The sequence below is a fragment of the Providencia sp. PROV076 genome, from assembly GCF_028483405.1.
Classification (GTDB): domain Bacteria; phylum Pseudomonadota; class Gammaproteobacteria; order Enterobacterales; family Enterobacteriaceae; genus Providencia; species Providencia huaxiensis.
The window spans coordinates 133,856-148,623 of sequence record NZ_JAMPRR010000018.1 but is presented as its reverse complement, the minus strand read 5'-3'; the positions used below and the strand labels follow the sequence as shown (position 1 = coordinate 148,623).

Sequence of the window (14,768 nt, the reverse complement as noted above, 5' to 3'; positions counted from 1 at the left end):
ATATGCGATTATTATCGATAACAGCATTTTTCATTTCATTTTCGGTTCTGATACCGAATTCGTTTTCTGCAACAGCGCCATTACAAGAGTATGTCATTGTTGAAAACCAAGTTGATAACGAATTCTTTATTGTTGCCAATAGAGTTGACCCACGCTTCTCGGGCTCAAATGTATTCACAAAATACCAGCGCAATAGACAATATAGTTTAGGCTATATGGGATATACAGGAACACCTTTTAGCTCAACTTATAATACAGGTGATATCTGGTTAGAAAATTCTCCCGTAAGCCAACCTTTTATCGGGAATCGTTGCATGACAAATAACCGAAATTGCCCGGCAACGTCTTATTGGTCAGCTCAGCAATTACGAGATAATGGTGCATATAAAATCCAACAAACAGGAACACCGGGTGAGTCTGGATATTCAAGACCAATATTTTCTGAATCTTTTTATCGCTGGTTAGCCGAAATCCCACCGGGAACAGAGTACACTTTTGATTTAAGAACCTGCACAAGCCGCGACGATTATGATTTAAGTAACTCGACCTGTATGACGAGTGGAGGAAGAACAACAACACAACAACATTACATTCCAACCAATAAAAAAGGCAATATTATTCTAAAAGGAACGGGCGCCTTACAAGAAGTCTTTGTGGATAGCAATGGCAATCCAACTATTGGGCTCGGTTCTAATTTTTGCTCGACAGGGATTGTTGGAAATACTTCTGGAATTATTTGTAAGTTGGTTGAATTAGAAACCCAAGGACAATCTATCGGCGGTACATTTACAGTACGTATGTATATTGATAGTGCAAAGTTAGGTTTAGCTAGAGATCCCCGTGCTGCACTTATTCAATATAAAGGGAGTAACAGCACACGCTGGACAAATTGGTCATCAACAACAAACATGTCAGAGATCTTTAATAATGGTTCACAAAATATTGAAGTTTTTCTCTCAAATGAATATTTAAAATCAATTGTTGACGCTTCACCTAATTCAACAGTCACACTTGCTGATAGTGTATATACTTTTGGTTTTCAATCACCACTTCCTCAATCTGGATTTTACGAATTTACACCTTCAAATTTCTTAATAATTAAACCGAGAGATTATGGAATTAGTATTATTCCTGCAGATTTTAACCCAAACCAATCCAAAACAGGAAAAGTCGGCAATGATGAGCCACCGATAGAATTTAATTATATCGTCACGACTAGCGGGCCAAGGCAAGCGGACTCTATTACAGCAAAAGTTGAAGGACCAAACACAACATTAAAAGGACAGTCATACTGTTTATTTACCTCAAGCGATAATAAACTTAATGTTCCTTTTTCCGCTTATCTTTCATTTAAAAATGAAAATGGCACTAAAGAATCACACCGAGCAAGTTGTGATAATAATGAAATTTCATTAAAAAATGCATTATGGTCTGAAACACCATGGGATAGGCCTAATGAGGATTTAGGGTCTTTTTATCGAACTAACTTAGATTTATCATTTCCAATGAATGACTCTGAATCATTTTTTACATTGGATGGTATTGATTGGCTAGGCACCGTTTCTGCAAGTGGCACAATAACTGTCAAAGCTATTTGGACAGGGCCCGATATTCAATAATATCTAATGGCTACTTTTAGGGCGACTTGTAAAAATTCAAGTCCCCCTTTTATTGAACCCCATATACACTTAAATTTTGGTTTGGATTTTTTAATATGAAACTATTTTATTTACTTAAAATCCTATTATTAGTTGTGCTATCAGTATTTTACAATAATGCTATTGCTTTATATATCAATGCAGATATTTCTTCGATGGAGTCAGGGCAAGAGTTTTTTTCTAAGCCATACATCAACGACACAGATAAGACTAATTTATATAGTTTTAGTGCCTACAAAATTGATAAACCAGGTAACCAAGAATATGGGGCACCTCTCCATAATGGCGAGATTATTTTTACTCCATTGAAGAAAATTTTATTACCTGGGGAACAAGAGTTTTTTAAGATTTTTTATCGAGGAGAAGCCGATGAGACCGAGCGCTATTATAAGATCATCATTAGCGAAACCCCTCTTGATATGCGTAATGATGATGAACAAAAAAAGCGACCTTTATTTTACCCAACGGTTAGCCTAGAAACCTATTTCGTTGTGAGACCTCAAAAACCAGATTTTAAATATGAGCTTAATCCAAGTACTAACACTCTAAAAAATACGGGTAATACCTATTTTAGAGTACTCTTACATGAAAGCTGTGATGCTAATGATGATTCTGAGCCTTATGTATTTTACTTATTACCCGGCCAAGAGTCTAAAGATGAGCGTCTTAAAAAGAAAAGTCGTAAATATATTGTAATATTTGATAAATATTACCCAATTGGCAATTGCACCTAAAATTCAATTATATCAATAAATTAAAAAATAAAAATAGCAAATTAATTTAGGTCTCTATGATTTAAAATAGTGGTTAATACTGCTTTTTATCTATGTGCGAGACATCAAAACAAAAATATCAGCTTCATTAATACAATACACTGAAATTTTTGCCATTACATATATAACCAATCGTTATAAACAAAAATTTATTTTCATATTTTCTTCTCAAGAAGAGAGTAGTATATTACACTGATATAATTACTTTAAAATCAATGACTATCATGTTAGCTAAAAGTGACCAAACTAAGCACATATTTTAATAACTAAATAAGAGTCATGTATGATATATATACTGAACAACATAATAAAATATAACTCTGACTTAGGTGAAATATTTAGGGTAGAAACAGAACTCAGTGTAATGAAATTAACACCCGTGTTGAATTATATTTTCATAATACTAATTCAGAATAATAAAACGACTATCACTCGTGAAGAGATACTAGAAAAAATATTAAATAAATATGACTTAAAAGTTTCGATAAACACCCTTAACCAATACATTAGTACATTAAGAAAGGTATTACATCAACAGCTTTTAGTTGAAAATGCGATCCTAAGCATATCAAAAAAAGGCCTTGTGATCTCTTCTGAAATTCAAATTGAAGAATCGATTACCAAATTCAATAATAAAATAGAGAAAAGCCTAGATCCCCCTCCCACTTCAAGCAATAAATCTAACAAATCACTATTACTTAGTGATAAAAATCATATTGTTAAAAAAACATTATTGATAATTAGTATTTTTTTAATTTTGGTGATCATTTACCTTATAAATCAAATTCATGCAGTAAAATTTCCATATACATCAATACAATCATACAAAATTAGCACAATTGGAGATTGCCCTGTTTATGGGTTCAAAGATAATTATGAAAAAAACATAAGTGACACAATAAGCAAACAAGTAATTGATTTTAACTTAACCTGTGAAGATTCTGATATTTTTTATTATTATAACAACATACAAAACTTAGGGAAAAACAAACATAGCTTATTAGTAAAATGCAAAAAAAACAAAGATTGCATTTCAACAAGAGTGAATTGGCAGGATAAAAATGACTAATAAAACACTATATTCATTGATACTACTTTTTTCATTAATTATCGTTTCCTTGTTATTTTACTTAAATTTAGAAAAAAGTAAAACACAATATTGTGAAGCAACTGTTTCCTCTAATTTCATATTAGCCAATAACAAATCATCATATACACTAAATATGAAATTAGTAAAAAACAATGATAACAGTGGATATATTAAATTATTAGGAACAATTACAACTGATAAGACATATACTGTTAATCGAGTTGTTCATTTCAATCAATCATCAAGAAAGTATGTGAAGGATTTAAAATTAACAATAAATTATGATAAAAAATCTTTAAATGACAATGTTCCTGATGATATATTTGAAAAATATTTCAAGGTATTCAATCTAAATTCAATTGCATATGTAGAAATTGATGAGATAACTTCTGATTGGTACCTTTTCTCTAGTTCATTTGGCCCATATTTTGTCTGTAACAGGAAAGATAAATTAAATAAAATTTAACACATAGCGTTCTACTTACAAAGTAGTTCAGGTAATAATCAATATTGTATCTCTTACTCGTGTTGCCCTTTTCATTTTTATCCAACTAAGCAGATTTAATTATGCTTTGCCTATAATTAAATTTATATGCTACCTACCGATAAGTACCAAATCAATCCCTAATAAATCACTCTTTCAACTTAATCTATAAATATTTTTTGTAATTTTATGTAAAAATATAAATAATTATTTTTAGATGACTATAAATCCATTTTTTTCATTTATTGTTTATTATATTCTCACTTTTAAGTCAATTTATAAGATTGATGTAATGCATTGTTTTTATTGAACTATAAAAACCTATATTTTGATTTAATAGTCTATACTCATTATTAACATTAATATCAATAGGCAAAAACTATCAAATCAACTATTTTTGATTCATTAAAACAATTTCACATTGGTAACTAAAAAATATAATCTATTACTCATAGAGAAAATCAAAAAATTTAAAGTAATGCCATCTTTAATAGCTAACTTTAAAATAATAAGTTTCTAATAGAGAGAGTATAAAATGAAATATATCAATACTAAAGAATTGAATAAAGGTAATGACCTAGATATTGTTATGGCTACCGCAAAATACTTGAAATCCGCACGTATTGAAAAATCATTAACAGGAACAGAATTAGGAAAATTATTAAATTTAAGCCAACAACAAATATCAAGGTATGAGAATGGCCAATCTGCTATTTCTATTGATAGCCTTCATATATACCTTAGAGCATTAGGTAAAGATTGGTTAGATTATTTCAGATCTGTTATCTTAGTTAGAGTTCATGCGAATTATTATTAATACAGTCATACAGAATTCAAACTTATAATTTCGATAAAATCGTGATAGAACCTAAAAATAGTTAATGTGATTAAAAAGAATGTGAATTATTCTCATAAATCTATTAATTATAAATCTCCTTATATTAAAAATTAACTCAAAGAAGTCATTAGAAGCAAAAAATATATTGTTTATAAATTCAAAAAAAAGTGATACAAAAAAGAAAGGAACTCTCATGCAGCTAAATACTGTCATGCTAAAAAAAAACGCCACGCTAATTTATTAGCGTGGCGTTATAATTTGGCGGAACGGACGGGACTCGAACCCGCGACCCCCTGCGTGACAGGCAGGTATTCTAACCAACTGAACTACCGCTCCTGATGTTCCCTGTTGGGAACGCCATGCATATTACGAAGACTTGAAGAACTCGTCAACACTTTTTCTTGTAAAATCGCGCAGTTGAGCAGTTTTTAGCCTTTAAAAGGGCTCATAATGTAAATCCATTCGCATGCATTAATAATAAATTCAATTATTAATGTAAATTTTCAGCTTCATCAGAAGATTGCCGCCAAAGACAGGGTTTTCCGCCCTTCTTATCAACAATATCCAACCGAGCTTCATGAGCAATGAGCTCCTCATCAGAAGCAAAAATGACTCTAAGACCACTCTGAGGACGCTCAATCCTTTGAATTTCATACTCTTGCTCATTATTAGCAGATTCTGAATCCATCGAAAATGACAATGAAGTTTGCCCACCCGTCATTGCCAAATAGACATCTGACAGGATCTCGGCATCGAGTAACGCCCCGTGCAGTGTTCGTTTAGCGTTATCAATTAAATAACGGTCACATAGCGCATCCAAGTTATTCCGTTTACCAGGAAAAAGTTTACGAGCCAACACTAAGCTATCAGTGATAGTGCAAAACTCTTGTGTAGGCGGAATACCTTTATTGAGTTTACGGAATTCATAATCCATAAACCCGATATCAAAGGGAGCATTATGAATAACAAGTTCAGCTCCTCGAATAAATTCAAGGAATTCATCTGCAATTTCTGCAAAAACGGGTTTATCTTGTAAAAATTCGTCACTGATCCCATGAACTTCAAATGCTTCAGGGTCAACTAAGCGATCAGGCTTAATATAGACGTGAAAGTTACGCCCTGTTAAACGACGGTTAATAACTTCAACCGCACCAATCTCAATAATGTTGTGGCCTTCATAATGAACCCCAAGCTTATTCATACCCGTGGTTTCAGTATCAAGGACAATTTGTCTGGTTATCACCGTGCTCATAATGTTTTTTTGTGTCAAACTAGAGGTGAATGAATAATATAGAGTGTACCAGAAATGACAAAGCAGGTAGAAATTTTCACGGATGGTTCCTGTTTGGGCAATCCAGGCCCTGGAGGATACGGGGTGGTTCTTCGTTATCAACAACACGAAAAAACCTTAAGCGATGGTTATTTTATGACCACAAACAATCGTATGGAACTACTTGCAGCCATTGTCGCTCTTGAATCCCTAAAGCGGCCTTGCGATATTATTTTAACCACAGATAGCCAATATGTACGCCAAGGGATCACCCAGTGGATCCACAGTTGGAAGCGCAAACAATGGCGCAAAGCCGATAAATCACCCGTGGTGAATGTGGATTTATGGAAACGCCTCGATGAAGCAATTCAAAGACATACTATTGATTGGCGCTGGGTCAAAGGCCATGCCGGTCACCCTGAAAATGAAAAATGTGATGAGCTGGCTCGTGCTGCGGCTTCAGCACCGACCAAGGAAGATACCGGTTACCAACCCGCACAAAATTAAGAAGGGTCGTTTATCTTCATTGATTTACTGATCTCCTTCGCAGCGCCAAGCGCGGTTCCAATCTTAACCTTTGGTTGTTTGAATTTTAGTGGTGTCGGAGTTAATGGACAAGTCCGTTTCCGCGCCACAATCACACTTAGAGCACCAATCCCCCCACAGCTTTTATTCACTCGCCTTTGTGCGCTCAACCAAGGGATTACTTGGCAATTACGATGATATAAAACTTCATAGTTTAATAAACTTAGCCAATCAAATACCCTGACAGATGGAAAAAAACGGCTACAATAAGGCTGCCGTTTACGCAAAACAGGTACGAGTTTCGCCATTCCGACAAGACTAAAAGGGTTAAAACCTGAAATGATTAACCAGCCATCATCAATTAACACCCGGTCAACTTCCCGTAAAAGCCAATGAGGGTCATGGCTATAGGCCAAGCAGTGAGTCATTAGGCAGGCATCTATAGATTTTTGGGTTAATGGCAATGCTTCGGGCTTGGCGACAAGATTAAAACGAGGGTCACCAGTGCCAACATTAAACTGATGGGAAATTAGGCAATCGTCGGTATGGATTTCAGTACTTAAATGGCCTAACTTAAGCAAATGAAAGCCGAATATCTTCGGCCACCAAGGGCTAAGTTGATTTTCTATAGCTTGACGGTATTGTTCCCCAAAAGGAATATCAGACCAACTAACAGGCATTTGAATTTTTTTATCAATACGCGCAGGCTTCATGAAATTCCCCTATTAACTATTAGCAAGTATCGAGGTCATTATGGAGTTAATTCGAGTACCCGCTTTAAACGATAACTACATTTGGGTTTTAGTCGATAGCCACCAACAGTGTATCATCGTTGACCCAGCAGAGGCAGAGCCCGTGCTTGAAATAATGACAGCCAAGCAACTAGCTCCTGTCGCCATCCTGCTAACTCACCACCATAATGACCATACTGGCGGTGTAAAAGGGATTTTAAGCAAATTTACAACACTTCCGGTTTTTGGCCCACAAGAAACCCAATCTAAAGGGGCAACAGAAATAGTCGAAAACGGTGATAAGGTTATAATTAACGAGTTCAATCTACAGGTTATTTCATTATCAGGCCATACCTCTGAGCATATCGGCTTTTACCAAGCACCTTATCTATTCTGTGGTGACACCCTATTTTCCGCGGGTTGCGGACGGATATTTGAAGGAACCCCCGAGCAAATGTTCGAATCTATCCAAAAAATTGCCGAGCTTCCTGATGAAACCTTAATTTGCTGTGCTCATGAATATACTTTATCTAATCTTAAATTTGCACACCATGTATGGCCTGAAAATGAAGCCATCACTCAATATTTACAAAAAATAACGCAAATACGTGACAAACATCAACCAACAGTACCCACTTCATTGAAAACAGAGAAAAAAATTAATATCTTTCTGCAATGCGATAACGTTCAATTACAGAAAAAACTCAATATTAACGTACAAAATCCACCTTTAAGGGCTGTTTTCACCCTGTTGCGTCAATTAAAAGACCAATATTAAAGTTTAATGATTGTCATATCGGGGTGGGATAAGTATTATTGTTCGACTTTTAAACATCAAAATGAAGAACAATAGAAAAGAATGAAGATAATCGCGACGCTTATCGCCGTTGTTCTGTTGGCCGGATGCCAAACTGCCTCGAAAAAAATTAAGCAGAACAAAACTCCAACTAACCATACAATTGAAACTGTTGCACCACATAACCAAGCAGCCAGTCGACAATTACCCAAAGCCGATTATGACTTATGGGGCTATATTAGCGATGAACTAAAAATGGATATCCCTGATAAACCTCAAGTTAGGGAACTCGCAAACAGTTATTTAGATAAACAACGTTTTGTCTACGATGTGGCATTAAGAGCTGAGCCATACATGTACCTCATCGTAGACGAAATTAATGAGCGAAATTTACCTATGGAATTAGCTTTAATTCCTATTGTTGAAAGCTCATTTAATCCTAAAGCGACCTCCCCAGCACAAGCTGCTGGTCTATGGCAAATCGTTCCTATCACGGCACGCTCATATGGCCTAAAACAGACACAATGGGTTGATGAACGCAGAGATGTGGTTTCTTCAACTAAAGCAGCCTTTGACCTTCTCGAAAACTTAAATGTTATGTTCGGCCATGATTGGGAGCTCACTCTTGCGGCCTATAACTGTGGAGAAGGTTGCGTACAAAATGCTATCAAGAAAAATGAAGCTGCCGGGTTACCTACTGATTTTTGGTCACTCTCTTTACCAAAAGAAACTAAACAGTACGTACCTAAAATCTTAGCGCTTAGCCAAGTATTGAAAAACCCTGAAAAGTATCAAGTTAATTTACCGACAAGTAATAAAAATAGAGCACTCACTCAAATTGATGTCGGCCAACAAATCACGTTATCTCAAGCAGCAGAGCTGGCTGGGCTAACAGTTGAATCGGTAAAAACATATAATTCTGGCTATACACGTGGCATAACATCGCCAAATGGCCCTCATTATATTATGTTGCCTACCGCGAAAGCTGAACAATTCAAAATATCACTGTCAGACCAAGATGTTTTAAACACGATCCGTTTAGCTGCGCAACAAAATCAGCAGATAAAAACAGTACAACCCACCGCAATTTCGAGTGCGCGTCAAAATAGGGCTAAAATAGCCACATATAAGGTGCGCAAAGGTGAGTCCGTCGCAAGTATTGCAAAAAAATTCAATACTACCGCGAAGAATATTCAAAAGCTAAATGGGTTAAAAACCGCAAGCGTTATCAAGCCTGGGCAAGTATTAAAAGTTTCAAATACAGCGTCTACGGTGAGCAATCGTAAGGCAAAAACTTATAAAGTAAGGAAAGGCGATTCCTACTATAGCATTGCGAAACGTCATGGCATAAAACTCAATGACCTAATGACGTGGAATTCCGGTGTTAAAATGGCCGACCTGAAACCCGGGGTAACCTTGAACCTCTACCTTTAAGTTATGCTTAACAAAAAAAGCTTTTGTCTATTTCAGGCAGAAGCTTTTTTATTTTTTAATTCTGTTATTAGTAAAAATAAATTATTTGAATGAATTAAATGGGATAATAATTTTTATAACATCTTTTGTATAAACACTTCATATTCACCGCACTAAAATAACTGATGGTTAAACTATAATATAAATGCTTCATGAAATTGAGTTTAAGCAGAACATACACAACTCAAACTTCAACCACCCACTAATAAATTAGAAAAAAGTAGTTTATTGGTGGTGACATATGTGATAATAATGCTATTATTATATCGCGGCTAGTTTAGTCCGAGCTGCCAGTCCGTATTCGAACATCGCTTATGTATTATATTAATAATCTTCGAAAAGTTTAACGAACTAGCAATAATCTTATATTTTTCAATATATTAATGAGCAACTTTTATATTGAACATAGGTGCTTTAATTAGTTAACATGATATTATTATTGATAAAAAATACACACAGCAAAAGTCAGATTCGCCTACGGAGGTGATTATGGATGAATACTCACCCAAAAAACATGATATAGCAGAGCTAAAATACTTATGTAATAGCCTCAATAGAGATGCTATTTTAAGCTTACAAAAAACAAATACACACTGGATTAATGACTTAAGCTCCCCTCAAAGCGCAGCCTTGAATGAGCTTATTGAACATATCGCTGCATTTGTATGGCGGTTTAAAATCAAATATCCAAAAGAGAATCTTGTTATATCACTTATCGAAGAGTACCTCGATGAGACCTATGACTTATTCGGTAGCCCGGTCATCACGCTCAGTGAAGTTATAGACTGGGAAGCAATGAACCAGAGTCTTGTCGCTGTGCTGGATGATGACCTAAAATGTCTAACCAGCAAAACCTAAAGATATTATTTATCTTTAGTTCAAACTATAAAACCATATATTAATAAGTAATTTTGCACAAAAGAAAGGGTATTATGACCAAATTTGATTATCTGATGCGTTTAAGAAAATGCACAACAATTGAAACTCTTGAGCGTGTCATTGAAAAAAACAAGTATGAATTATCTGATGATGAGCTAGAGCTATTCTACTCCGCAGCAGATCACCGCTTAGCTGAACTCACAATGAATAAGCTTTATGATAAAATCCCAGCTTCTGTTTGGAAGTTTGTTAGATAATACCTCATTAACACGCACAGATAGTGAATGGTTATGGCCGGTAAACCCACTTATCGGCTGGACGCAATGTAATTATTGTTAGTATTATAATTATGCTAATAAAAACCTTTACTGCTTTTCATTTCAATCTACTTTTTTCTTATCATAATAATTAAGGTTGTATTCTTAACCTTTCTTTTTTTAACTTTTGAATTTATTTAAGTTAATGAACTTAATTTACATTTATAAAAATAAAAAAAGAACAATTAAAGATTATATTCATAACAAATTAGAATATATGGATTGATATGCAGAGAAGAGTACGTAGAATTGGGTGGGAGCCCTGCCAGCGACATCCCGGCACACACGACCCCTGCTATGGCTGCTTCCTTCCAGACCTGACCAAGTTAACAAGTTAGTGTTGCGGGAGAACCAACAGAGCCCCCATTGATTGCTTCTTTCAAAGCAGGGGCATTATGCTTGATAGTCGTTGAAATAGCAAGAAACCCATGATTAAGTGACGATTTATTACACAAAGAACCTTTGAAAATAGCGACTCAACTAAGAAATCGCTTATTCGCTAGTTTGCAGATACCATCAATAATTCAACATTTTTTGTGATGCCGTTATTGATAACCTCTACAACACTATCACTAATGTATAATAATTTTCCATCTGCGTTCACGGTTGCATTAACAACGAGTGTACCTTCCTGCCTAACTTCATTTTTTTGGTAAGTGAGCTCAAAGGGAATTGTCGGGCGATTGTTCACTGAATTATAATATTTTTGAGATAATATTAGGGCTGGCAAGTCCGCCACCGTTGTATCCGCCAGAGTAATTGTAACAACCGCACCTTCAGGTAAAGCAGTATTCTGTAAAATGACAACACGGCCCTCGATTTTCCCTGAATCTACCGTCTGATTATTATTACTATTTTTAGCATTAAGTGCTTTTTCGTTGGGCTTTGTGCTATTCCCTTCACAACTAACCAACATTAAAAGTACTAATAAGCTAACAATGTAGCGAAAAAACTTCATAGTTATTACCTATAATACAATGTTTACTAAAACATTTTTAAATAATCGGAATAGACAAATCATTTTCTGATTGGTGAATAATAAAAAGTATAGCTAATATTGGTAGAATAATACATTTATATTTCCAAATGTAACAATGCGTAACCTGAATTTATTCGATAACAATTAACCTACCTATTCAGGATAAATAATGGGAAAATACGAGTATCTCATTCACATATAACAGAACTAAGATGACTATGAGCCCAGAATTACAGAATTTAATTAGCCTAATCGAACTCGAAAAAATTGAAGAAGGTATTTTTCGGGGACAAAGTGAAGACCTTGGTTTGCCTCAAGTTTTTGGCGGACAAGTTGTTGGACAAGCCATGTATGCAGCGAAACAAACCATACCTGAAGAGCGAGCGATTAATTCTTTTCATAGTTATTTTTTACGTCCAGGCGATAGCTCACGTCCTATTGTTTATGACGTTGAAATTTTACGCGATGGCGGAAGTTTTAGCGCACGTCGAGTGAGCGCCATTCAAAACGGCAAGCCTATCTTCTTTATGACCGCATCATTTCAATCTCAAGAAGAAGGTTATAATCATCAAAACTTGATGCCGGATGTACCACCACCGACTTCGTTAATTTCTCAAGATGATATTGTGCAAAGTTTGGCTGATAAATTGCCAGAATCAGTTAAAAAATATGCTCTTAGGCCAACTCCCTTTGAATTTCGTCCTGTTGAGTTTTACAGCCCATTCGATTCCGCACCTCAAGAGCCGTTTCGTTATATTTGGTTTAAAGCGAAAGGACAGTTACCGGATCTACCTTCGCTGCATCACTATTTGTTAGGTTATGCATCTGATTACAATTTCCTTCCAGCCGCATTGCAACCGCATGGTAGAGGCTTTATGGAACGAGACCTACAAGTCGCAACGATTGATCATTCAATGTGGTTCCATCGTCCATTCAAAATTGATGATTGGTTACTGTATGCCGTAGAAAGTCCCTCGGCATCTGGTGGAAGGGGTTTTGTTAAAGGACAAATCTATAATTTACAAGGTGATCTTGTTGCAACCGCAGTCCAAGAAGGTGTAATTCGGCATAGGCAACCCCATAAATAAAGCGGAGTTTCGAGTAAGTGATTACTTACTTAGAAAGGTAGATGAGTCGGTTTAAAAAGGTAATGGCAGCCAGCAATAAGCTGCCATTATCAATTTACACAAAGCACAGTATTATCCTGTAATTATCATTACATTAAGATTAATTGTAGGCACTTTCACCATGAGAAGTAATATCTAAACCTTCCCTTTCTTTTTCAACATTAATGCGTAAACCTGAAGTTTTCGCTGCCACTTTAAATGCAATATAAGCAACGATTGCGGTCCAAACAACACAAACTAGTATGCTGACGGCTTGAATTCCGACTTGTTTCATCATCGTAATACCCTCCGCAAAACCACTTCCGCCTAATGCCGTTGAAGTAAATACCCCCGTTAGTAAACAACCTAAAATCCCGCAGACACCATGAACCCCAAAAACATCGCAAACATCATCAACTTTTAATCGACGCTTTAAAATCACAACACCCCATAAACCCGCCAGCCCAGACAATACCCCTATAATTAATGCCCCACCGACCCCAACCGTTCCTGCCGCTGGCGTAACCCCAACTAACCCAGCTAAGCAACCAGAGCAAGCACCTAATAATGAAGGTTTTTCCCTGAAAAGCCACTCAGCTAAAGTCCATGATAAAATAGCACCAGCCGCAGCTGCGATAGTGTTCACAAACGCTAATGCAGCGATACTATTAGCACTTCCGGCCGAACCTGCATTGAAACCAAACCAGCCAATGAATAGTATGGATGTTCCCATAAACACCATAGGTAAGTTATGTGGTTTAATAGCCTCTTTTCCTAACCCAGTACGATGCCCAAGTAAGTAAGCACCAACTAAACCGGCAACAGCCGCATTAATATGAACAACCGTACCCCCAGCAAAATCTAGTGCGCCATCTTGCGATAAAATACCGCCGCCCCATACCATGTGTGCCATTGGTAAATAAGCAAATGTCGTCCAAATAATCGTAAAAATTAAAATTGCAGAAAATTTAATCCGCTCCCCTAGTGCACCAACCACCAATGCAACCGTTAAGCATGCAAATGCCCCTTGAAAAACAACGTGAATAAATTGAGGGATCGGTCCAGATAAGCTTTCAACAGTGATATTTTTTAACATAATCTGACTAAAACCACCGATAAAATCATTTCCCTCACTAAAAGCTAAACTGTACCCATAAACAATCCAAATAACAGACACTAAAGCGAAAATAACCGCGGTTTGAGCCATTAAAGAAAGAACATTTTTGCTTCTTAGTAGCCCACCATAGAATAATGCGATACCTGGAAGTATCATGAAAATAACTAAAGCTGTCGCTATCATCATAAATGCGTTATCCGCTTTATCTAGGGTTTCCTCTGCTGCAAGCACCGTTATTGGAAAACTCCCCATTGATATCAATAGACATAAGTATTGGAACCCTTTGCGCATAATTGCTCTCCTACAGTGCTTCGTCTTGTTTTTCACCTGTACGAATACGTACAGCTTGCTCTAATGACAAAATAAATATTTTTCCATCCCCGACTTGGCCCGTATAAGCTTTTTTTTCGATTGTTTCAATTACCTGTTCTACTAACTCATCAGAAACCGCTATTTCCATACGTACTTTAGGTAAAAAATCGACAGTATATTCAGCTCCTCTATATAATTCGGCATGTCCTTTCTGTCGTCCAAACCCTCGAACTTCAGTAATAGTAAGCCCTTGAACACCAATATCTGATAGTGCTTCTCGGACTTCATCTAATTTAAATGGCTTAATGATTGCGATGATATATTTCATGCTCACTCCTATAAGTCAGGTGAATAAGCCGCTCAATATCTTGAACAGCACTAACGTTATAGCAAATCGTGTGCCAAAATATATTTATCCAT

Annotated in this window: 16 protein-coding genes, 1 tRNA gene and 1 other RNA gene; 11 read left to right on the top strand and 7 right to left on the bottom strand. The window is 35.9% G+C overall.

Annotated features, from left to right (window positions below):
- Positions 1 to 2 precede the first annotated feature (2 nt).
- The 5 genes from PSF67_RS13100 (at position 3) to PSF67_RS13080 (ending at position 4,822) form a co-directional block, all read left to right on the top strand.
- Entirely contained in the window at positions 3 to 1,619 is a 1,617-nt protein-coding gene (locus PSF67_RS13100; RefSeq protein ID WP_102139061.1) for a fimbrial protein, read from the top strand.
- A 95-nt stretch (positions 1,620 to 1,714) separates the two neighbouring features.
- Positions 1,715 to 2,392: a fimbrial protein gene (locus tag PSF67_RS13095; RefSeq protein WP_102139060.1), complete on the top strand. Its 678-nt coding sequence runs from the start codon at positions 1,715 to 1,717 to the stop codon at positions 2,390 to 2,392.
- 322 nt (positions 2,393 to 2,714) lie between these two features.
- Positions 2,715 to 3,500: a winged helix-turn-helix domain-containing protein gene (locus tag PSF67_RS13090; RefSeq protein WP_195698225.1), complete on the top strand. Its 786-nt coding sequence runs from the start codon at positions 2,715 to 2,717 to the stop codon at positions 3,498 to 3,500.
- On the top strand, positions 3,493 to 3,987 hold the full coding sequence (locus PSF67_RS13085) for a FidL-like protein (RefSeq protein WP_102139058.1): 495 nt from the start codon (positions 3,493 to 3,495) through the stop codon (positions 3,985 to 3,987). The genes PSF67_RS13090 and PSF67_RS13085 overlap by 8 nt, the downstream gene beginning before the upstream one ends.
- Positions 3,988 to 4,540: 553 nt before the next feature.
- The gene (locus PSF67_RS13080) at positions 4,541 to 4,822 is read left to right on the top strand and encodes a helix-turn-helix domain-containing protein (protein ID WP_210844145.1); all 282 of its coding nucleotides are present in this window, start codon (positions 4,541 to 4,543) and stop codon (positions 4,820 to 4,822) included.
- 280 nt (positions 4,823 to 5,102) lie between these two features.
- Here PSF67_RS13080 and PSF67_RS13075 read toward each other — a convergent pair.
- Together PSF67_RS13075 and dnaQ are read right to left on the bottom strand one after the other, a co-directional pair.
- Positions 5,103 to 5,179 (bottom strand) — tRNA-Asp (locus PSF67_RS13075).
- 154 nt (positions 5,180 to 5,333) lie between these two features.
- On the bottom strand, positions 5,334 to 6,095 hold the full coding sequence (gene dnaQ, locus PSF67_RS13070) for a DNA polymerase III subunit epsilon (protein ID WP_102139069.1): 762 nt from the start codon (positions 6,093 to 6,095) through the stop codon (positions 5,334 to 5,336).
- 54 nt (positions 6,096 to 6,149) lie between these two features.
- Between dnaQ and rnhA the strand changes: the two genes are divergently transcribed.
- Entirely contained in the window at positions 6,150 to 6,620 is a 471-nt protein-coding gene (gene rnhA / locus PSF67_RS13065) for a ribonuclease HI (RefSeq protein ID WP_102139057.1), read from the top strand.
- Here the strand turns inward: rnhA and PSF67_RS13060 are convergent.
- Positions 6,617 to 7,351, bottom strand: a complete 735-nt coding sequence (locus tag PSF67_RS13060) for a class I SAM-dependent methyltransferase (protein WP_102139056.1) — start codon at positions 7,349 to 7,351, stop codon at positions 6,617 to 6,619. The genes rnhA and PSF67_RS13060 overlap by 4 nt on opposite strands.
- 40 nt (positions 7,352 to 7,391) lie before the next feature.
- On the opposite strand from PSF67_RS13060, the gene gloB reads away from it, so the two are divergent.
- From gloB to PSF67_RS13040, 4 genes are all read left to right on the top strand, one after another.
- Positions 7,392 to 8,147 (top strand): hydroxyacylglutathione hydrolase, encoded by a 756-nt coding sequence (gloB, locus tag PSF67_RS13055; RefSeq protein ID WP_102139055.1) that lies wholly within the window; start codon positions 7,392 to 7,394, stop codon positions 8,145 to 8,147.
- 81 nt (positions 8,148 to 8,228) lie between these two features.
- Positions 8,229 to 9,599: a murein transglycosylase D gene (mltD, locus tag PSF67_RS13050; RefSeq protein ID WP_272677041.1), complete on the top strand. Its 1,371-nt coding sequence runs from the start codon at positions 8,229 to 8,231 to the stop codon at positions 9,597 to 9,599.
- Between the two features lie 528 nt (positions 9,600 to 10,127).
- The gene (gene tomB / locus PSF67_RS13045; protein ID WP_102139053.1) at positions 10,128 to 10,496 is read left to right on the top strand and encodes an Hha toxicity modulator TomB; all 369 of its coding nucleotides are present in this window, start codon (positions 10,128 to 10,130) and stop codon (positions 10,494 to 10,496) included.
- A gap of 74 nt (positions 10,497 to 10,570) precedes the next feature.
- The gene (locus PSF67_RS13040) at positions 10,571 to 10,774 is read left to right on the top strand and encodes an HHA domain-containing protein (RefSeq protein WP_102139052.1); all 204 of its coding nucleotides are present in this window, start codon (positions 10,571 to 10,573) and stop codon (positions 10,772 to 10,774) included.
- 320 nt (positions 10,775 to 11,094) lie between these two features.
- Here the strand turns inward: PSF67_RS13040 and ffs are convergent.
- Positions 11,095 to 11,191, bottom strand: an RNA gene (ffs, locus tag PSF67_RS13035) — signal recognition particle sRNA small type.
- A gap of 142 nt (positions 11,192 to 11,333) precedes the next feature.
- A complete protein-coding gene (locus PSF67_RS13030; protein ID WP_102139051.1) occupies positions 11,334 to 11,792 on the bottom strand; it encodes a YbaY family lipoprotein in 459 nt (152 codons plus the stop codon).
- A gap of 239 nt (positions 11,793 to 12,031) precedes the next feature.
- On the opposite strand from PSF67_RS13030, the gene tesB reads away from it, so the two are divergent.
- The gene (tesB, locus tag PSF67_RS13025) at positions 12,032 to 12,901 is read left to right on the top strand and encodes an acyl-CoA thioesterase II (RefSeq protein ID WP_166266727.1); all 870 of its coding nucleotides are present in this window, start codon (positions 12,032 to 12,034) and stop codon (positions 12,899 to 12,901) included.
- A 139-nt stretch (positions 12,902 to 13,040) separates the two neighbouring features.
- Here the strand turns inward: tesB and amtB are convergent, their stop codons facing one another.
- Positions 13,041 to 14,288, bottom strand: a complete 1,248-nt coding sequence (amtB, locus tag PSF67_RS13020; protein WP_181490144.1) for an ammonium transporter AmtB — start codon at positions 14,286 to 14,288, stop codon at positions 13,041 to 13,043.
- A gap of 49 nt (positions 14,289 to 14,337) precedes the next feature.
- Entirely contained in the window at positions 14,338 to 14,676 is a 339-nt protein-coding gene (gene glnK / locus PSF67_RS13015; protein ID WP_004905421.1) for a P-II family nitrogen regulator, read from the bottom strand.
- Positions 14,677 to 14,768: the final 92 nt, after the last annotated feature.